This is a genomic window from Flavobacterium salmonis, assembly GCF_903819435.1.
Lineage (GTDB): Bacteria > Bacteroidota > Bacteroidia > Flavobacteriales > Flavobacteriaceae > Flavobacterium > Flavobacterium chungangense.
Genome location: NZ_CAIJDP010000090.1, coordinates 70,478 through 88,990, shown reverse-complemented (window position 1 = coordinate 88,990; position 18,513 = coordinate 70,478). Strand labels below are relative to the sequence as shown.

At 33.4% G+C, this 18,513-nt stretch carries 20 protein-coding genes and 1 pseudogene; 15 read left to right on the top strand and 6 right to left on the bottom strand.

Going from position 1 to position 18,513, the window contains the following annotated elements:
* Position 1: 1 nt before the first annotated feature.
* Positions 2 to 322: a YbaB/EbfC family nucleoid-associated protein gene (locus FLACHUCJ7_RS24020; protein ID WP_031454795.1), complete on the bottom strand. Its 321-nt coding sequence runs from the start codon at positions 320 to 322 to the stop codon at positions 2 to 4.
* Positions 323 to 387: 65 nt separating this feature from the next.
* Here FLACHUCJ7_RS24020 and FLACHUCJ7_RS24015 point away from each other — a divergent pair, with 65 nt between their 5' ends.
* Both FLACHUCJ7_RS24015 and FLACHUCJ7_RS24010 read left to right on the top strand, forming a co-directional pair.
* Positions 388 to 2,523 (top strand): S9 family peptidase, encoded by a 2,136-nt coding sequence (locus tag FLACHUCJ7_RS24015; protein ID WP_180910823.1) that lies wholly within the window; start codon positions 388 to 390, stop codon positions 2,521 to 2,523.
* Between the two features lie 70 nt (positions 2,524 to 2,593).
* On the top strand, positions 2,594 to 3,634 hold the full coding sequence (locus tag FLACHUCJ7_RS24010) for a PLP-dependent cysteine synthase family protein (protein ID WP_031454793.1): 1,041 nt from the start codon (positions 2,594 to 2,596) through the stop codon (positions 3,632 to 3,634).
* 63 nt (positions 3,635 to 3,697) lie between these two features.
* Here the strand turns inward: FLACHUCJ7_RS24010 and FLACHUCJ7_RS25670 are convergent.
* The 4 genes and pseudogenes from FLACHUCJ7_RS25670 to FLACHUCJ7_RS23990 form a co-directional block, all read right to left on the bottom strand.
* Positions 3,698 to 4,084: pseudogene (locus tag FLACHUCJ7_RS25670) on the bottom strand (peroxiredoxin family protein); the annotation flags it as partial.
* Between the two features lie 18 nt (positions 4,085 to 4,102).
* A complete protein-coding gene (locus tag FLACHUCJ7_RS24000; RefSeq protein WP_180910822.1) occupies positions 4,103 to 4,864 on the bottom strand; it encodes a DUF4369 domain-containing protein in 762 nt (253 codons plus the stop codon).
* 260 nt (positions 4,865 to 5,124) lie between these two features.
* A complete protein-coding gene (locus FLACHUCJ7_RS23995; protein WP_026983258.1) occupies positions 5,125 to 5,565 on the bottom strand; it encodes a KTSC domain-containing protein in 441 nt (146 codons plus the stop codon).
* A gap of 297 nt (positions 5,566 to 5,862) precedes the next feature.
* The gene (locus tag FLACHUCJ7_RS23990; RefSeq protein WP_078229564.1) at positions 5,863 to 6,114 is read right to left on the bottom strand and encodes a hypothetical protein; all 252 of its coding nucleotides are present in this window, start codon (positions 6,112 to 6,114) and stop codon (positions 5,863 to 5,865) included.
* Between the two features lie 269 nt (positions 6,115 to 6,383).
* Between FLACHUCJ7_RS23990 and FLACHUCJ7_RS23985 the strand changes: the two genes are divergently transcribed.
* The 12 genes from FLACHUCJ7_RS23985 (at position 6,384) to FLACHUCJ7_RS23930 (ending at position 15,697) form a co-directional block, all read left to right on the top strand.
* The gene (locus FLACHUCJ7_RS23985) at positions 6,384 to 6,926 is read left to right on the top strand and encodes a hypothetical protein (RefSeq protein WP_078229563.1); all 543 of its coding nucleotides are present in this window, start codon (positions 6,384 to 6,386) and stop codon (positions 6,924 to 6,926) included.
* Positions 6,926 to 7,072 carry a hypothetical protein gene (locus FLACHUCJ7_RS23980; protein WP_167343422.1) on the top strand — a complete coding sequence of 49 codons (147 nt, stop codon included), beginning with the start codon at positions 6,926 to 6,928 and terminating at the stop codon, positions 7,070 to 7,072. The genes FLACHUCJ7_RS23985 and FLACHUCJ7_RS23980 overlap by 1 nt, the downstream gene beginning before the upstream one ends.
* Positions 7,073 to 7,158: 86 nt before the next feature.
* Positions 7,159 to 7,392 carry a hypothetical protein gene (locus FLACHUCJ7_RS23975; protein WP_031454789.1) on the top strand — a complete coding sequence of 78 codons (234 nt, stop codon included), beginning with the start codon at positions 7,159 to 7,161 and terminating at the stop codon, positions 7,390 to 7,392.
* Complete coding sequence (locus FLACHUCJ7_RS23970) at positions 7,382 to 7,762, top strand: YchJ family protein (protein WP_180910821.1); 381 nt, start codon at positions 7,382 to 7,384, stop codon at positions 7,760 to 7,762. Before FLACHUCJ7_RS23975 ends, FLACHUCJ7_RS23970 begins: the two co-directional genes overlap by 11 nt.
* Before the next feature lie 106 nt (positions 7,763 to 7,868).
* Positions 7,869 to 8,987: a vWA domain-containing protein gene (locus tag FLACHUCJ7_RS23965; protein WP_078229561.1), complete on the top strand. Its 1,119-nt coding sequence runs from the start codon at positions 7,869 to 7,871 to the stop codon at positions 8,985 to 8,987.
* Positions 8,988 to 9,075: 88 nt separating this feature from the next.
* The gene (locus tag FLACHUCJ7_RS23960; protein WP_180910820.1) at positions 9,076 to 10,539 is read left to right on the top strand and encodes an AAA family ATPase; all 1,464 of its coding nucleotides are present in this window, start codon (positions 9,076 to 9,078) and stop codon (positions 10,537 to 10,539) included.
* Positions 10,540 to 10,544: 5 nt separating this feature from the next.
* Positions 10,545 to 10,895, top strand: coding sequence for a hypothetical protein (locus FLACHUCJ7_RS23955; protein WP_180910819.1), 351 nt, complete (start codon positions 10,545 to 10,547; stop codon positions 10,893 to 10,895).
* Positions 10,896 to 11,046: 151 nt separating this feature from the next.
* Positions 11,047 to 11,640, top strand: coding sequence for a 2OG-Fe(II) oxygenase (locus FLACHUCJ7_RS23950; protein ID WP_180910818.1), 594 nt, complete (start codon positions 11,047 to 11,049; stop codon positions 11,638 to 11,640).
* Between the two features lie 117 nt (positions 11,641 to 11,757).
* Positions 11,758 to 12,432: a response regulator transcription factor gene (locus FLACHUCJ7_RS23945; protein ID WP_078229557.1), complete on the top strand. Its 675-nt coding sequence runs from the start codon at positions 11,758 to 11,760 to the stop codon at positions 12,430 to 12,432.
* 1 nt (position 12,433) lies between these two features.
* Entirely contained in the window at positions 12,434 to 13,837 is a 1,404-nt protein-coding gene (locus tag FLACHUCJ7_RS23940; protein WP_031454783.1) for a sensor histidine kinase, read from the top strand.
* A gap of 77 nt (positions 13,838 to 13,914) precedes the next feature.
* A complete protein-coding gene (locus FLACHUCJ7_RS23935) occupies positions 13,915 to 14,631 on the top strand; it encodes a universal stress protein (protein ID WP_180910817.1) in 717 nt (238 codons plus the stop codon).
* Positions 14,632 to 14,749: 118 nt separating this feature from the next.
* On the top strand, positions 14,750 to 15,697 hold the full coding sequence (locus FLACHUCJ7_RS23930; protein ID WP_180910816.1) for a bestrophin family protein: 948 nt from the start codon (positions 14,750 to 14,752) through the stop codon (positions 15,695 to 15,697).
* 220 nt (positions 15,698 to 15,917) lie between these two features.
* Here FLACHUCJ7_RS23930 and FLACHUCJ7_RS23925 read toward each other — a convergent pair whose 3' ends face one another.
* Complete coding sequence (locus tag FLACHUCJ7_RS23925; protein WP_180910815.1) at positions 15,918 to 17,342, bottom strand: aminotransferase-like domain-containing protein; 1,425 nt, start codon at positions 17,340 to 17,342, stop codon at positions 15,918 to 15,920.
* 176 nt (positions 17,343 to 17,518) lie between these two features.
* Here FLACHUCJ7_RS23925 and FLACHUCJ7_RS23920 point away from each other — a divergent pair, with 176 nt between their 5' ends.
* On the top strand, positions 17,519 to 18,430 hold the full coding sequence (locus tag FLACHUCJ7_RS23920; RefSeq protein WP_078229554.1) for an EamA family transporter: 912 nt from the start codon (positions 17,519 to 17,521) through the stop codon (positions 18,428 to 18,430).
* Positions 18,431 to 18,513: the final 83 nt, after the last annotated feature.

Genomic DNA, 18,513 nt, shown 5'->3' with positions numbered 1-18,513 from the left:
ATTACTTAAAAAGATTATCCATTCCCGGAATCATTGGCATATCCATTTTAGCAACAGCATCAAGCTCTTGTTCGTTTACCCTAGTTGCTTTTTCAATTGCTTTATTTAGCGTTACAATTAAATAATCTTCCAATTGTTCTTTATCTTCAAGTAAAGAGTCATCAATAGAAATTGATTTTACTTTTCTGTTTGCTGTTAATGTTACTTTTAATAATCCGTCGGCACTTTGCTCATCAATTAAAACTGTATCTAAGCGTTTTTTTGTATCTTCAATTTTTTGTTGGGTTTCTTTAAGTTTTCCCATCATTCCCATTAAATCCATTTTTGTTGATTTTAAATTATTTCAACAAAATTAGTTTATTACAATATATAATAAAGTAATATTTTATGAAAAAATTAATCCTGTTCTACTCTCTATGTGTTATTTTTGCCTTGTCTTATATAAAAACCAATGCCCAATCAATGCTAAACAATATACCGGCTCCACAAGCCAAATTAATTCCTAAATCATTAAAAAAGCATAAAGAAGTCCGAATCGATAATTATTTTTGGCTCAATGACAGAGAAAATCCGGAGGTTATTGATTATCTAAAACAGGAAAATGCCTACTACGAAAGTATGACTTCGCACACTAAAGGTCTTCAGGATGCTTTATACGAGGAGATGAAAGGCAGAATTAAAGAAGATGATTCTTCTGTTCCATATTTCTATAATGGGTATTATTATATTACCCGTTTTGAAACAGGACAGGATTATCCTATTTTTTCAAGAAAAAAAGGCAGTCTTTCTGCTGAAGAAGAAATCATGTTTAATTGCAATGAATTGGCAAAAGATCATGCTTACTTTAAATTAGGAGGCTTAAGTGTTAGTCCCGATAACAAATTTGCGAGTTTTGCTGTTGATATTGTGGGGAGAAGAATTTACACAATTCAGATTAAAAACTTAGAAACCGGAGAAATTCTCGCAGATAAAATAGAAAATGCAACTGGAGAATCAGTTTGGGCAAATGATAACAATACCATTTTTTATGTCAGACAAGACGAAGTTACTTTACGATCTGATAAAGTGTTCAGACATAAATTAAATACAGATGCTGCAACTGATGTTTTGGTTTTTAATGAAACAGATGATACTTTTAATGTATCAGTAAGTAAAGAAAAATCAAGAAAATATATTGTTATTGGTTCAGGAAGTACTTTAACGACAGAATACAGGATTTTAAATTCGGATAATCCTGATGGTGAATTTGCAGTATTTCAGACACGTGTTCGTGGTTTAGAATACAGTATTTCGCATTACGAAGACTCATTTTATATTTTGACCAATAAAGATAAGGCAACCAACTTTAAGTTGATGAAAACGCCAGAAAACAGAACAGAGAAAAAATTCTGGAAAGATGTTATTCCACATCGTGAAGATGTTTTATTGGAAGATATCGAAATATTCAAAAATTATTTAGTGGTTGAAGAACGCTCAAACGGCTTAAATCATATCCGAATCATGCCATGGAATGACGAACCGGATTATTATTTGCCTTTTGGAAGTGAAACATATAACGCTTATACTACAACAAATGTTGATTTTGATACGGATGTTTTGCGTTACAGCTACCAATCGCTGGCAACACCATCGTCTGTAATTGATTTTAATATGAAAACTAAAACTAAAGAAATCTTAAAAGAGCAAGAGGTTTTAGGTGGTAAATTTGATAAAAACAATTACATCGAAGAAAAAGTGTGGGTAACAGCTAGAGATGGAGTTAAAGTGCCTATTTCTATGATTTACCGTAAAGGACTAGAGAAAGATGGTAAAAATCCGTTATTGCTATATGCGTATGGTTCATACGGAATCACGATGGATACTTATTTTTCATCAACAAGACTTTCTTTGCTTGATCGCGGATTTGTGTTCGCTATAGCTCATATTAGGGGAGGTGAGGACTTGGGAAGGCAATGGTATGAAGATGGAAAACTGTTAAAAAAGAAAAATACCTTTACAGATTTCATTGATTGCTCTAAATTTGTAATAAACGAGAAATATACTTCTGCTAAACATTTATATGCAGAGGGAGGATCTGCCGGAGGACTTTTGATGGGCGTTATCGTAAATGAAGCCCCTGAATTGTATAACGGAGTTATTGCTCAGGTGCCTTTTGTAGATGTTATTACGACAATGTTGGATGATAGTATTCCGCTGACAACAGGTGAGTATGACGAATGGGGTAACCCGAATAATAAAAAATATTATGATTATATGTTATCGTATTCACCATATGATAATGTAAAAGAGCAAAAATATCCTAATATGTATGTTTCTACCGGATTGCATGATTCGCAGGTTCAATATTGGGAACCAGCCAAATGGGTGGCCAAACTTAGGAGTTTAAAAACAAATGACACTGTGCTGTTTTTAGATACTAACATGGATGCTGGTCATGGCGGGGCTTCAGGGCGTTTCCAAGCTTTAAAAGACTTAGCAAAGGAATTTAGTTTTTTATTAGATTTAGAGAAAATACAAAGCTAATTAGAAATTTTTTGTTAAATTTGCAACCTATCAAGGTTATTTAAAATTACCTTTGATTAACTATTTTTTTATGAAAGAAGAAATAAATGCTTATAATAATGTTTTAGAGTTAATAGGTAACACCCCACTTATTAAGCTAAATAAAGTCACCGAAGGGTTAGAAGGAAATTTCTACGCAAAGGTAGAAGCTTTTAATCCGGGACATTCGTCAAAAGATAGAATAGCATTATATATTATTGAAGAAGCTGAGAAAAGAGGGATTTTATCTCCAGGTGATACCATAATTGAAACAACATCCGGAAATACAGGTTTTAGTTTGGCTATGGTAAGTATTATAAAAGGTTACAACTGTATATTAGCAGTAAGCTCAAAATCATCCAAAGATAAAATTGACATGTTGAGAAGTTTAGGAGCAAAGGTTTATGTTTGTCCGGCTCACGTTTCAGCAGATGATGAAAGATCGTATTACAACGTTGCAAAACGTTTACATGAAGAAACAAAAGGTTCTGTTTACATCAATCAATATTTTAATCAGCTAAATATTGATGCACACTACAATACTACTGGTCCTGAAATCTGGAAACAGACCAAAGGACAAATTACTCACCTTGTTGCTTGTAGTGGAACCGGGGGAACAATCTCAGGGACTGCAAAATTCTTAAAAGAACAAAATCCAAATATTAAAATCCTAGGTGTTGATGCTTTTGGATCGGTATTGAAAAAATATCATGAAACAAGAGAATTCGATAATAAAGAAATATATCCATATAGAATTGAAGGCTTAGGGAAGAATTTAATTCCTTCAGCAACTGATTTTGATATTATCGATAAGTTCATGAAAGTAACGGATGAAGAGAGTGCTCATACAGCCAGAGAAATTACCCGTAAAGAAGGTTTATTTGTAGGGTATACTTCCGGTGCTGTAATGCAGGCAATTAAGCAGTACGCAGAAGAAGGAGAATTTACAAAAGACAGTAATATTATTGCTATTTTTCCTGATCATGGCTCTCGCTACATGAGTAAGGTATTCAGTGATGACTGGATGAATGAACAAGGATTCTTCGATAGTGTAAATGAGGAAGAAGTTCAAAAAATTGAATTTGTAAAGTAATCAAAAATCAACTTTTAGACATAAAAAAACTCCAGATGAAAATCTGGAGTTTTTTGTTTATTCTTATTTTGCTAAAAGCTCTAAAATTTTTGCTCTTAATTCAGGACCTCTTAAATCCTGTGCAACGACTTTTCCTGATGAATCAAGTATAAAGGTTGCAGGGATAGATTGTACATTATATTGCTTTGCAATAGGTTCTTCCCAGGATTGTAAGTTTGAAACCTGTGTCCAGCTTAAATTGTCTTTTGCTATGGCTTCTTTCCAGGCTGATGCTTCCTTGTCTAAAGAAACACCTATGATGTTCAGTCCTTTCGAGTGCAGTTCTTTGTATATTGCTACAACATTTGGGTTTTCTTTTCTGCATGGTCCGCACCATGAAGCCCAAAAATCTACAATTGTTACTTTTCCTAAACTTTCTTTAAGCGAAACTGTTTTGCCTTCAGGATTAGGAGCTGAAAAATCTGATCTTCATTTAGCGCTGCCAACCGGAGGAGCTGATGCACCTACTGCAGGCATTTTCATTTGGCCAATTTTTTCTTTAATAGCTTTTCCTGGCTTTGTGTTTTTTAAAGACTCATCTAAAGAGTTGTATAAAGCTTCTGTTTTTTTGAAATCTGCCGCTGGGTCATTAATTAAACTTTGGATAATTAAAGCTGAGATAAATGATTTTGGGTGAGTTTCAGCATAAGCTGTGTATTTCTTTTTAGATTCAGCCTGAACATCAGTTTGAATAGCCATATATTCTTTCATTAAACCATTGATAACTGCTGTGTCTTGTTTTTGCTGAGCAGCCTGCATAGTTTGAGTGTTTTTTTTCTGAAAATCCATTAATCTTTTTTGAACTTTAGTAAGATCTTCGTTGAATTTTACATACTCGTCATTACTGTAAGTTCCGGAAATTTTTGATTTGTGAATACTATCTTTATCAACGTCAATTTTAATTTCACCAGTTTCTAAGATAAACGGAACCGGACCTTGTAAATCCTGAACAATCAAAGTATGAAAAGCAGGTTCAGTAACTTTTCCTTTTATTTCAAATTTTCCATTTTCAACTTTTACAGTGTCAAGTGCTAAAGGAGCCATTGTTGTTGGATCCTGCCCTTGAAGAATTATTGTTTTTCCGTTCTCAATTCCTTTTGCAGTTCCGGTAATAAGGAATTCTCCGTCTTTAACTTTACTGCAAGAAATTATCGCTGCAGAAGCGGTAAGTAAAAAAAATATTTTTTTCATTATAAAAAATTAATTAGTTAATTGATTTGTGCAACAAAAGTATTTAAAAATATAGAACATCAATAATTTTACTACCTAAAATTTTGTTATAGTTTTTTTTATGTCAACTGCTTTATAGATAGTGTTTTAATTGATTTTTTTTAATTAAAAAACAGCTAATAATTTTATTATTCAGAATTAAATCAATGATTTTGTCACTTTTTAGCATAAAAAAAGCATTCTGGTGTCAGAATGCTTTTGAAAATAGTATTGTAGAATCTCTATTCCTGATTTGTTTTCTTTCTCCAGGTAAAAGAGTTTAAAATGTGTCTTTTTGCGAATCTTCCCGGAGAATCTGCATTAACCATTTTCACGTAAGTTGCTTTAGGAACACTAATATATTCGTAAACACTTCCGTTAGAAAAATCGATGATCAAACGACCTTCAACAAACTTATAATCTGTAATTGAACAAGTCGAAATCGTTTCAGTATATTCAGGTAAATTAGCTTTAATCGTCTCAGGATTAATACTTACTAAAAAGTGATATGCCTCAATGATAGCTTTACTTTTTTCTTCTGCAGCTTTCAAACCAGCATCATCTCCCTGAAATTTATCAGGATGAGATTCTTTCATCGCATTACGATAAATGGTTTTTAAATCTTTTAATTCTGCAGTTTTGTCTACGTTTAGTAACTTTCTGTATTCAACTATTTTTTTCATAAATAAAGGTAACTACTTGTCTATTAGTTTGAAATTGATGTTAATTGTTCAAAAAGACAAATTTTTTGCAAAGGTACACTTTTTTTTAACTTTTTACTTTTGATAGAAAAAATATTCAGAAAATAAGCAAAAATTAGATAATGAGTCAATTAGGAAATGTAAAAAATAAGGAGCTGTTCCCGCTATCCGTTCTAATCTTTCATGCCGAACCCCGGCATAAAAGGATTTCCACTTCTATCGGGGCTAGGGCACTTGTTTTTATAATATATTTTAGGATTTAAGCTAAAACTTAAGTAATTATTTGTTTTCAGGTTTATGATTTGCCTTATCGAAGTTTTTCGATTTTTTCGGATATTTATCATAACTGATATCGCTTGGGTTTTCAATAACCGATTTAATTGTAATCCAATCTCCAATAGTAAAGTTTGAATGCGCAATTTTATAATCTAAAAGATATTCACCACAAAAATAATTGTTGTTTTCATCTTTTTCGATGATGCCGGTGTAAACTCCTTTTTGAGGCATTTTTTCTTGTGAATCCTTAGACATAAGTTTTTTATTTTAAATTGAGGGGGCAAAGTTAATCAATATTCTGTTCAAATTAGCTGGTTAATTTTAACGCAAAGAATAGCAAAAGCTTTTTTATCTTCTAAATGTGTATATCTGTGATTTTTTATCAAAACGTAACGACAAACTTGTCATTTCGACGAAGGAGAAATCACTGAGGGTGAGCAACCAGTGTGGCTTCTCCTTCGTCGAAGTGACAAAATGAGAATAAAAGATAGCAACTAAGTTCGGCAATCTCAGTATATTTGCACATGCAAAAAAACTTTAAGCCACATCCTAATTCCTTTAAAAATACATTTTGTGTTTTTAATGAAGTCGTGCCGGAAGCCATTAAAGGATTGAAAGTTCAGTTTGAAAGTTCAGCAGGAAGCACTTATTATTATACCGAAGCCGGAATGTACCGTGTTTCGAATCATTGGGGAAGATTAGCTAACAGTAAGTGGAGATTAATTGCTATGGAGCCGGAAACTCCTTCTAAAACAAAAACAGGTTTTGCCGCCTGGAATGAATTTTATCCTGATACTGCTGAAGAAAAGTTGTATTATATCGAAGCGGATTATGGTAAAAACACCGTAACTTATCAGCACAAAAATAATCCGAAGTATGATAAAAAAGCAATTCTGAGAACGAGTTTTGAAACTACAAAGCGTATCAAACAAATCCGGAATCTGCAACAGCTGACATCCTGGGCAAAACATTTTGACTATGATGATATTGCAGATTTAAGAAAGCAAATCATTGATGAATTGATTTATACCGGGAAGACTTTAGACGAAATTAAAAGAGAAATATAATGGGACGCAACAACGAAAGGAATATCAAGAAGCATAATGACAAATTGCATAAAGCCCAAAACAAAGTAAAACAGGCAGAAATTGCAAGGAAAGAAAAGCTAAAAGAAATTATTAAAAAGTTTAACGAAAACAAAACTGAAGAGTAAAGTTTCAAGTTACGTTACGCAACCTGAAACCTGAACCGAGACTTTAGTCGAACTGGCGAGGCAAACAAAAAGTAACAACAAAAAATATGAATACGAAATTTGAAAGTTTAAAGGCAAGCGTACAGGAAATCATTGATTTGATTGCTGCAGAGAATAATAGAGAAGCGAATAATAAATTACTTGATGTAAGTGAAGTATTAGATGAAATGCTGGATTTTGCAGAAGAAGATGAAGAGTTGAGAGAAATAAGCCGATATCAGGTTTTATTGAATCAGCTGCATGTAAAACTTAATGGCGAAGAGCAGGTTGATGGAGAATAAAAAATGCTTTTGCGATACCGGTTTATTGTTCGCGGAATGTTGCGGATTGTATCTTGAAAAGTATCAAAAAGCCCCAACAGCATTAGCTTTGATGCGTTCGAGATATTCGGCTTACGCGACTCATAATGCCGATTATCTTTTAGAAACGACTTATGTTTCAGAAAGAAAATTTTATTCAAAAAGTGAAATTTTGAAATGGGCAGTGAACAATAAATGGCAAAAACTGGAAATTCTAAGTTTTACCGAAAATACGGTCGAATTCAAAGCTTATTTTTTAGACAGTAGTCAAAAACCTCAAGAACATTATGAGTTTTCGACTTTTAAATTTGAAAATAGTGCATGGTTTTATCTTGATGGGAAGTTTGAATAATTGTGAGTATCATCGCTAATTACTGTTCGTTTTATTTAAATACTTTAACTAAAAATTAGTAAACGTTTCTTTTTTCATAATTCTAAAAAAACGTACTTTTAAAATTATGAAAAACGAATTTAAAAAAGGTTTTTATTTCAAGACGTACGAAGCACCTTTTCAGTCTCCGTTTGAAAAACTTTTTGGCATTTTCAAAGAGTTAATTACCCATACCTCGGGAGATTTTGACGAAGCTATTGACTGGCTTCGTGAGTTAGATAAGGAATATAAGCTAACAGACGAAAATTACTCAATCGATGATTTTATTGAAGATCTCAAGAAAAAAGGATATATAAAGGACGAAGCAAAACCTGACGGAACTTCCGGTTTTGGAATAACAGCAAAGACAGAAAGGGCTATTCGCCAGCAGGCTTTAGATCAGATTTTCGGAAATTTAAAACGCGCAGGAAGCGGAAATCACAAAACCAAACATGCCGGAAACGGAGATGAACATACCGGTGAATTCCGTGAGTTTAATTTCGGAGACAGTATAGAACGTATTTCTTTGACAGAAAGTTTGAGAAATGCCCAAATAAACAATGGCGCTGAAAGTTTCATGCTGACCGAAAATGATCTGGTTGTTGAAGAAACCCAGTTCAAAGCACAAATGAGTACCGTTTTAATGATTGACATTAGTCACAGTATGATTTTGTATGGCGAAGACCGGATCACACCTGCTAAAAAGGTAGCAATGGCTTTGGCCGAATTAATCACAACACGTTATCCAAAAGATACACTTGATATTTTGGTTTTTGGAAACGATGCCTGGACAATTCCAATTAAAGATTTGCCGTATTTGCAGGTTGGTCCTTATCATACCAATACCGTTGCAGGTTTACAATTGGCAATGGATATTTTGCGTAGAAAACGAAATACAAACAAGCAAATTTTCATGATTACCGACGGCAAACCAAGTTGTGTACGTGAGCGTGACGGATCTTATTATATGAACAGCAATGGTCTGGACGAATATATTGTTGATAAATGCTACACACAGGCACAGCAGGCTAGAAAATTACACATTCCGATTACAACTTTTATGATTGCCAGAGATCCTTATTTACAGCGATTTGTGAATCATTTTACCGAAGCCAATCAGGGAAAAGCATTTTACACCGGATTAAAGGGTTTGGGAGAAATGATTTTTGAGGATTATGAAACGAATAGGAAGAAAAGGGTTCGTTAAGTTTTAAAGGTTTTGTAGAGATGCATTGCTGTGAATCTAACACCATTCTAAATCAAAATGTAATAACACAATCGATATTTCAATAAAAATGGAAATAAACAATATAAAGACATTAGGACAATTAAAAGCTGCAGGATATAAAAGCATAAGTATAAAAGACGAATTGCGAAATAACCTGCGTGAAAAAATCAAATCTGCAAAACCGGTTTTTGAAGGTGTTCATGGTTTCGAGAATACCGTAATTCCGGAATTGGAACGCGCTATTTTATCCCGTCATAATATTAATTTATTAGGACTTCGCGGTCAGGCTAAAACCAGACTGGCGCGTAAAATGATCGAATTATTAGATGAATATATTCCGTTTGTAACGGGTTCTGAAATTAACGACGATCCTTTCAATCCGATTTCACGCTTTGCTAAAGATTTAATTGCAGAAAAAGGGGATGAAACCCCAATTTCATGGCTGCACAAGAGTGAGCGTTTCTTTGAAAAATTAGCCACGCCAGATGTAACGGTTGCTGACTTAATTGGAGATGTTGACCCTATAAAAGCTGCCAATTTGAAGTTATCTTACGCAGATGATCGCGTGATACATTTCGGAATGATTCCGAGAGCGAATCGCTGTATTTTTGTGATTAATGAATTGCCGGATTTACAAGCCAGGATTCAGGTAGCATTATTCAATATTTTACAGGAAGGAGATATTCAGATTAGAGGTTTTAAGTTGAGAATGCCGCTTGATATGCAATTTATTTTTACGGCAAATCCTGAAGATTATACCAATCGGGGAAGTATTGTAACACCTTTAAAAGATAGAATCGGTTCGCAGATCCTTACACATTACCCGGAAAGTGTAGCAATTGCCAGAACCATTACAGAGCAGGAAGCAAAGCTGGATGAAAATCAGGCAGATATAGTATATGTTCCTGGACTCGCGAGAGATATTTTAGAACAAATAAGCTTTGAAGCACGAGAAAGTGAATACATCGATAATAAAAGTGGTGTAAGTGCCAGAATGAGTATTACAGCCTTTGAAAATTTAATTAGTACCGCAGAGCGTCGCGCTTTAATTTCTGGTGTTGATAAAACTTCACTTCGTTTATCAGACTTTATTGGAATCATTCCTGCGATTACAGGAAAAGTAGAATTAGTGTATGAAGGAGAGCAGGAGGGAGCGGCAGTTGTAGCGCAGAATTTAATAGGTTCTGCTATTAAAACTTTATTTTCTGATTTCTTTCCGAAGATTGAAAAATTAGAAAAACCCGGTGAAAAAACGCCATATTCTGATTTAATTGAATGGTTCTTTGCAGAAAGTGGTTTCGAATTACTGGATGAAGCTTCCGATACCGAATATCAAAATATTTTGGATGAAGTTACTCCTTTAGATATATTAGTAAAAAAATATCAATCTCAATTAGATAAAAAAGATCAGTATTTCATGAAAGAATTTATTTTGTGGGCATTGGTAGAACATAAAAAACTAAGCAAAGATCGTTTTGCAACAGGCCATCAGTTTAAGGATATGTACGGAAGTTATATTAGCAAATTATAAATTGTATGCTGACCAAAAAGCAAATTTTAATTTTATTTTTAATTTCAGGAAATCCCGGAATAAGAGGTATTTATACTTTGATGAAGTTTTTTGATAGAGCAGATTTCCCTTCTGATATAATGATAAACCTGAATGTTTTAGTAGAAAATAATTTTATAATTGGTCTTGAAAAATTTGAGAATAGCACTGATAAAAATTATATGATTACGAAAAATGGAGAGAATTTTTTATCAGAGAATTTTAGTAGTTCAGAAATTATAGATTATATTAAAACTATGGATGATCCAACTTTTATGTTAGAATTGACTAAGGCTTATATTGATAAAATCGTAGATAATACAAAAAGAGAAAATTAATAGTTTTTGTATCCTTTTCTTAAACTCACTTTCTGCCCCGACAGGTTGCAAAAAACTTGTCGGGTTTATTATTTCCAAAAAGAACCATTACCAGTTTTATTTCGGCTACCTTGCTACGTTGGCTGTATTTGCAGTTTTTCCCAAACAATAAATGGAAAATAGTTTCGAAGATTTGATTGCGAGTTATATTGAAAATAAAGTAGGTATTTCAGAGCATTTTTTAAGTAAAGAATTAGCTGATAATCTTAAACAAAATCTACTTGATTTAAATCACAAGAGTTTGCTGTCAGACGCTGGAATTGGAAATTCAGAAAAGCTTTCTTACGATGGCGCAATCAGGAGCGATTCTATTTATTGGTTAGATAAAACACATAACAATGTTTTTGAAAATGCTTTTTTTGCCCAGATCGAGGCCTTTATCATTTATCTAAATGAGAGTTGTTACGCCGGAATCACGGGTTATGAATTTCATTATTCTTTATATGAAAAAGGTGATTTTTACCTAAAACATCTGGATCAGTTTAAAAATAATCCAAGTCGGAAATATTCCATGATTAGTTATCTCAATAGTAATTGGCAAGAATCTGATGGTGGGGAATTGATGATTCATCAGGAAAATAATGATCAAAAGATTTCACCAACTCAGGGAAAAACAGTGTTTTTTAAAAGCAATGAATTGATGCATGAAGTTTTGGTGACCCAAAATACGAGAATGAGTATTACAGGCTGGCTTAAAAGCGATTAATTTCTTTTGAATAGTAGTTTATTTCTTTATTTTCTTCATAATAAAATCATAATTCAGGTTTAAGTAATTTGTATTTACGTTTCAATCCTTATTTTTGTTATTCATACATTTATTCAAATGAAATTACTCATAGTCGAAGACGAACCAAATCTACTTTCCATTTTACGAAAAGGATTCGCTGAAAATAATAACGATGTCAGCGTTGCTCTGGATGGTAAAACGGCATTGGAAATGATTCATAATTATACTTTTGATGTAGTCGTTTTAGATGTAATGCTTCCGGATATTAACGGAATTGAAATTTGCAGAAGATTACGCGCCAGCAAAAACTTTGTACCTGTTTTGCTTCTGACAGCCCTTGGAACTTCTGAGAATATTGTTACAGGACTCAATGCCGGTGCTGATGATTATTTGGTTAAGCCTTTTAAATTTGGAGAACTCGATGCAAGAGTAAATGCCTTAAACAGAAGAGCTAATCAGGATATAGACAGAGTCGATGTGATCACCATTGGCGATCTCGAAATAAACGGCCGTGCAAAAACGGTTAAAAGAGATGGAGAACAGATAATTTTAACTGCCAAAGAATTTAAATTACTGTATTATTTAGCGAAAAACAGTGGCAGAATTGTATCGCGGGATCAGATTTTGGATAATGTCTGGGATATTAATTTTGATATGAATACAAATGTTGTTGATGTTTATATTACGTATTTAAGAAAAAAAATAGACAAACCCTTCAAAACCAAACTTATTCATACCACGAAAGGTTTGGGTTATGTTATACAGCCATAAAATGGATATTAGAAAAAGAATTACTTTTACTTACGTAGCACTTTCTACCTTTAGTACTTTGCTATTGAGCATAATTGTATTCGTTTTATTTAGAGAAAATAATCGTTATCATTTCTTAAAAAGACTTGAAGACAGGTCTAAAATTGTGGCTTCTATTCATTTTCAGCATGATCCCGAAAAAATAAAATATTACAGTAATTTAAAGAAAAACGGGCTCGAAGAACTTATCGAAGAAGAAGAATATGTTCTTAAAATCAACAGTGCCAATAGTTTTGATTATAATACCAAATTAAATCTACCGAATGAATTTTACTCCAATATTCTGCAGACAGGCAAAGATTATTTTGAGATTAACAGCAAGTATTATTTAGGTCAGGTTTTTACAGAAAGAGATCAAAAATATATTGTAATTGTTGGGGCACGCGACCGAAGAGGGAAAACGACTACCGTTTATATTGTAAAGATATTGCTGTTTGGTGGCATCGGTTTTATACTCCTGGCCTTTTTTTTAGGACGCTTTTTGGCAAAAAGAGTCATCAATCCAGTAGCCAGGATTACGAAAGAAGTAAATAGAATTAGTGCTTCGAATCTCCATAACAGATTGCCGGAAGTTAAAAATGCTGATGAAATTTCAGATCTTACAGAAACGTTCAATGACATGCTGGACCGACTGGAAACTTCTTTTGAAATTCAGGCAAATTTTATTAACAATGCATCACACGAGTTAAAAACGCCAATTACAACCATAATTGCTGAAGCTGAAATTATGTTGATGAAAGAACGTCCAGTTTCAGAATATGTTCAGTCATTAGAGAATATTTACAGTCAGGCTTCCAGATTAGGAAATTTAACTGAAAGCCTTCTTAAGCTAACGCAAACAGGGTACGACGGAAACAAACAAGTTTTGGATATTGCCCGAATCGATGAGTTATTATTGGAAGTTAAGTCAGATTTGGATAAAATTTTTCCTGACAACCGCGTGAGTATCAAACTTAATTTTGCCCCTAAAGATTCCAATTTGTTGTTGATTCCGTGCAACAAACCACTTTTAGAACTGGCCATCAATAATATTATTACCAATGGTGTAAAATATTCTGATAATAATGAGGTTTTTGTAACGCTTTCAGCCAATAATGAGGCAATAAAAATTTCGATCAATGATATCGGAATAGGGATTCCGCCAGAAGATATCCCGCATTTGTATGAGCCTTTTTTCAGAGGAAAAATTGCAGCCAAATATATTGGTTACGGGTTGGGGCTTCCCCTGGCTTCCAAAATTATCCGTATGCACGATGGGGAAATTCAGGTACAATCAGAACAGGATAAAGGAACGATTGTGACTATCATTTTTAACAAATCAAACATTAAAAAGAGGAATATTAAAAATTCTAATGTTGAATCTTAGAAAATTCTAATTTTAGATTAAGACCCTTCTAATTTTCAGGTAGTTATTTTGTCTGTATATACTAAAAGATTATACATATGAAAAATTTCCTGATACCCACTACTTTAAAAGACGATACAATTTCTGCTGTAAAATGGGCGATAAACCAAGCAAAAAAATCAGATTGTGAAATTGTTTTAATGATGATTGCAGAAACTCCCGATTCTTTTTCATCATCTAATTTTTTGCGCGAAATGCGAACCGGACTTACCAAAAGTCAGGAAGAGGTTTTAGCAACCTGCAGGTATATGATCGATCATACTCAAAACTGCAAAATTAAAATTCATAATCAATACGGGATTTCTTCTCCTGTTTTTAGAGGGATTATTGAGCATTTTTCTGTAAAATTAATAATCTTATCTAATTCGTATAAACAGGAAACCAAGCGTATTCATCATTATCTGATACAATTGGCAGGAAATCAAAAATGCCCAATTCTGCATTTAGGGAACGAACAATTCAGGGAAGATTTCAATAAAGCACTTTATATTGAAAATAGCAATGCCAACATGCATGTAAAAGATGTACAGCAGTTTCTTAATGATAATTTTTCTTATGAAATTGTAAGTCAGGCTTCAAAAACTGAAGATCTCGAAAATATGACGCCTTTATCTGAAGCAATTTCAAAATACGAAATTGATCTTTTGGTTGAAACCCGAAAAGGAGAAAAAATCAAATTTAAAAAATCAAAAAAACAAAATATTAATGAAAAACTCGGACTTCCGATACTTTCATTATATGAGGAGCTGGTTTAATAGTTTTAGTGAATAAAAATTAGCCTTTGAACGCAATAAATATTAAAAAATACAGAGCTATAGCTATTCATTAATTACTAAGACTCAATCCCTGTAATATTAATTTAAAACCGAAAATATGTTATTAAAGAAAAGAATACCAATGAATTACGTTCTCGGGAAAATTAAAGTAGAACTTGCCCTAGTAGCCGCATACACTATAGTATTTGAGGTTTTTCATCACTATTTTGTTACGCTTCCTGTAGATATTCCGATTGCTATTCCAACCATGATTGGTACAATTATATCGTTATTATTAGCCTTTAAATCCAATCAGGCTTACGATAGATGGTGGGAAGCCCGAATTGTATGGGGAGCAATTGTAAATGATTCCAGAACATTAATCCGCCAGGTTTTAACCTTTTATAAAGATCCTGATTTTTCTGTTGGAGCGAGTGAATTCAAAGAGAATTTTGCTAAAAGACAAATTGCATGGTGCTATAGTTTAGGTCAGGCACTTAGAAATAAAGATGCCATAAAACCACTTAAGGGATTGATAAGTGAAGAGGAATTAAAGTACATCAAAAATCATCAGAATATACCAAATGCGATTTTGATGCTGCATGCACGTGATCTTCGAAATGCAAAAAATGACAAGCGAATCAATATGTATCAACAAGTAGAAATTGATAATACCTTGTCGAGACTATGCGATGAAATGGGTAAATGTGAACGAATTAAAAATACCATTTTTCCAACCACTTACAGCATGTATATCCGATTAACACTGTGTTTGTTTATTTTGTTACTGCCTTTTGGATTAACAAGCGTATTGAGCTGGTTTGCTATTCCATTAATTGTCGCTATTGCCGCTGCTTTCTTTTTAATCGAAAGAATGGCAATTCATTTACAGGATCCTTTCGAAAACAGGCCAACAGACACACCTGTTACGACTATTGCAAACACAATCGAAAAAAATATTAAACAAATGCTGAATGAATATCAAAGCGAATTTGATATTCTAAAAGAGTTTGATTTAGAAGACGAACCTAAAAAAGTGGACAGCAACGCTTATTTTGTTTTATAAATTAAAGTTAATTTTGGTATTTTAATTGTTGACCGGTCAGTGAGTAGTTGTACTGTCCGGTTTTTTTATGTTTTAATAGAGATTTTAAATACACAGATGAATAGATTAAAGTCCAAATTAAAAGAGGCTTGAAAAATCCGGATTTTCAATATAACTGTATGTTTGTATATTAGTGAGTGTGTTTATGTACAAAGAAAAACGATGTCGCTATGTGTTAATTTTAAATACTTTTGGCAGCCAGTTTACCTAATGTTTGTATAGATTGGCGTAATTCATTTGTCCATGGCAAACCAAAACTCAAACGCATACAATTGGAGAACTGATCCTGAAAAGAAAAAATACGACCGGGAGCAATGCTGATATTGTGTTTCATGGCCAAATGATAAAATTCGGCAGTATCTATTTTTTTATCGAGTTCGATCCAAAGAAAAAAACCGCCCTGTGGCTGACTTACCTTTGTGCCTTTTGGAAAAGATTCTAAAATAGTGTTGATGTAATTACTGCAATTATGATTCAGAATCTGACGAATTTTACGAAGATGATTTTCATAGCGGCCGTTTTTCAAAAAATCACCCACAACTTCATGTGTAATGGTAGGTGAAGAGATGGTATGGTATAATTTTGTCCGTAAAATTTCTTTTTTGAATTTCCCCGGAATAACCCAGCCTACACGATATCCCGGTGCCAAAGTTTTAGAAACCGAACTGCAGCACATCACGATTCCGCTTTTATCATACGTTTTGCAATTTGTTGGTCTGGCTGAGCCAAAATATAAATCACCGTGAATATCATCTTCAATTAACGGAATATTATGTAATTCCATTAAGCTAACGGTTTCTTCCTTGTGTTCATTAGGCATCATACTTCCCGAGGGATTGCTGAAATTACTCATTAACACACAAGCCTTAATTTTTTTAGTCGAAATAGCTTTTTTTAAAGCATCTAATTCTATTCCCGTTGTTATATTGGTGGGCAGTTCCATAACATACAAACCTAGAGATTTAGCCAGTTGTAAAACGCCAAAATAAACGGGGCTTTCTGTAATAATGGTATCTCCCGGTTTTGTAACCGTCATTAAGCAATGTGACATCGCACTCACGCAGCCCGGAGTAGTTATAATGTCATCTTCTGTTAGAGATCCTCCCCATGCAAAAGACCAGCGTGCGATTTCTTTTCTAAGATTAACATTGCCCTGTATTTCTTCATAACTGGTACCACTATTGGGTAGTTGCCGCATTGCCTGAACCATGCCCTTATTTAGTTTTGCTATCGGAAGAAGTTCATTTGATGGAAAACCTAATGAAAGCATGGTAACGTTTTTATCTGTCATATTTCCATAAACCAAATCAATTAAATCTTCTCTTTCAATATTTTGTGTGGTCAGAATAGGGGAGCTGGCTGTTGGTTCGGGAACAATTCTTGCCGAAATATTGCTTACATAATAGCCCGATTGTGGTCTTGATTCTATTAGAGATCTGCTTTCGATTTCATAATACGCTTTACTGACTGTACTCATGCTGTAGCCTGTTTCTGCACATACTTCCCTAATCGAAGGTAATTTGTCTCCCACACTTAAAAGACCCGATTTTATTTGTTTTTCAATAACATCGGCAAATTGCAAATACAGGTAGTTTGAGTTTTTCATATGAGATAATAGTGTTTAATGAAACATCGTATCGCGATTTTTATTCTTTCAGTTTATACGATTTTGGTGATTTCATAAAATAAAACTGTTATGGTGCAATTTACAAAAACTGTATCTGTATTGCTGTTTTATTTTTAAGAAATTTGCTTCATCAGATATACACCAAAAGAAACATCATGAAAACTACAAAATATTACCTGGCAGCTATTACTGCTTACACCGTTTGGGGATTTTTTAGTCTTGTGCTAAAACCAATTCATGAATATGCTTCAATGGATATTTTATTTTACCGTGTTTTTAGCTGTAGTATTTTAATGCTCTTAATTGCTTTTTTGTTCAAACGCAAAAAAATTAAGGAGACAATTGAGGTTTTCAATTCTTTATCTGCTTCTAAAAAGAGATACACCATCTTACTTAATATTGGAGGAAGCTTCTTTCTAATGGCCAACTGGTTTACATTTATTTATGTAATGAACCATGTAAGTGTGAAAGCGACCTCACTTGCATATTTGGTTTGCCCAATTTTAACAACACTGCTGGCCTATTTTGTACTGCATGAAAAACTGGGAAAAACACAATGGCTTTCGGTTGGATTAAGTATTTCGGGCTGTTTGTTGTTGTCGTATGCAGACATTATGGATATGTTTTTTAGTATCATTATCGGATTTACTTATGCGTGTTATTTAGTAAGCCAGCGTGTTAATAAAGGCTTTGACAAGTTTATTATCCTGACATTCCATATATCTGTGGCGGCTTTGTTGCTGGTACCGTTTTATCCGGTATATAGCGGTCCGGTACCTACTGAACTTACGTTTTACTTTTGTATCGAAACCATTGCTATATTTTTTACAATTATACCGTTGTTTTTAAATTTATATGCATTGGGCGGAATCAATTCTTCAACAGTTGGAATGCTGTTAAATATTAACCCGATGATTGCTTTTGGTCTGGCTTGTTTTGTTTATAAAGAGAAAATAACTCCGCTACAGATTCTGGCATATAGTATTATTTTCCTGGCGGTATTGGTTTTTAACTCGAATCATATTTTTGCTAAGAAAGTAAAAAATGTAGTAGCCGCTAAAAATTAAAAAGTATACAGAACATTAAAGTTTGAGGGAAGTTTTGGTAATCTTCTGCTTTTTTTGAATGAGTTTAAATACTACTTTTACAG

Coding starts and splice junctions, on each gene's coding strand:
- FLACHUCJ7_RS24020 (WP_031454795.1), bottom strand. CDS start 322: ATGGATTTAATGGGAATGATGGGAAAACTTAAAGAAACCCAACAAAAA.
- FLACHUCJ7_RS24015 (WP_180910823.1), top strand. CDS start 388: ATGAAAAAATTAATCCTGTTCTACTCTCTATGTGTTATTTTTGCCTTG.
- FLACHUCJ7_RS24010 (WP_031454793.1), top strand. CDS start 2,594: ATGAAAGAAGAAATAAATGCTTATAATAATGTTTTAGAGTTAATAGGT.
- FLACHUCJ7_RS24000 (WP_180910822.1), bottom strand. CDS start 4,864: ATGAAAAAAATATTTTTTTTACTTACCGCTTCTGCAGCGATAATTTCT.
- FLACHUCJ7_RS23995 (WP_026983258.1), bottom strand. CDS start 5,565: ATGAAAAAAATAGTTGAATACAGAAAGTTACTAAACGTAGACAAAACT.
- FLACHUCJ7_RS23990 (WP_078229564.1), bottom strand. CDS start 6,114: ATGTCTAAGGATTCACAAGAAAAAATGCCTCAAAAAGGAGTTTACACC.
- FLACHUCJ7_RS23985 (WP_078229563.1), top strand. CDS start 6,384: ATGCAAAAAAACTTTAAGCCACATCCTAATTCCTTTAAAAATACATTT.
- FLACHUCJ7_RS23980 (WP_167343422.1), top strand. CDS start 6,926: ATGGGACGCAACAACGAAAGGAATATCAAGAAGCATAATGACAAATTG.
- FLACHUCJ7_RS23975 (WP_031454789.1), top strand. CDS start 7,159: ATGAATACGAAATTTGAAAGTTTAAAGGCAAGCGTACAGGAAATCATT.
- FLACHUCJ7_RS23970 (WP_180910821.1), top strand. CDS start 7,382: ATGGAGAATAAAAAATGCTTTTGCGATACCGGTTTATTGTTCGCGGAA.
- FLACHUCJ7_RS23965 (WP_078229561.1), top strand. CDS start 7,869: ATGAAAAACGAATTTAAAAAAGGTTTTTATTTCAAGACGTACGAAGCA.
- FLACHUCJ7_RS23960 (WP_180910820.1), top strand. CDS start 9,076: ATGGAAATAAACAATATAAAGACATTAGGACAATTAAAAGCTGCAGGA.
- FLACHUCJ7_RS23955 (WP_180910819.1), top strand. CDS start 10,545: ATGCTGACCAAAAAGCAAATTTTAATTTTATTTTTAATTTCAGGAAAT.
- FLACHUCJ7_RS23950 (WP_180910818.1), top strand. CDS start 11,047: ATGGAAAATAGTTTCGAAGATTTGATTGCGAGTTATATTGAAAATAAA.
- FLACHUCJ7_RS23945 (WP_078229557.1), top strand. CDS start 11,758: ATGAAATTACTCATAGTCGAAGACGAACCAAATCTACTTTCCATTTTA.
- FLACHUCJ7_RS23940 (WP_031454783.1), top strand. CDS start 12,434: ATGGATATTAGAAAAAGAATTACTTTTACTTACGTAGCACTTTCTACC.
- FLACHUCJ7_RS23935 (WP_180910817.1), top strand. CDS start 13,915: ATGAAAAATTTCCTGATACCCACTACTTTAAAAGACGATACAATTTCT.
- FLACHUCJ7_RS23930 (WP_180910816.1), top strand. CDS start 14,750: ATGTTATTAAAGAAAAGAATACCAATGAATTACGTTCTCGGGAAAATT.
- FLACHUCJ7_RS23925 (WP_180910815.1), bottom strand. CDS start 17,342: ATGAAAAACTCAAACTACCTGTATTTGCAATTTGCCGATGTTATTGAA.
- FLACHUCJ7_RS23920 (WP_078229554.1), top strand. CDS start 17,519: ATGAAAACTACAAAATATTACCTGGCAGCTATTACTGCTTACACCGTT.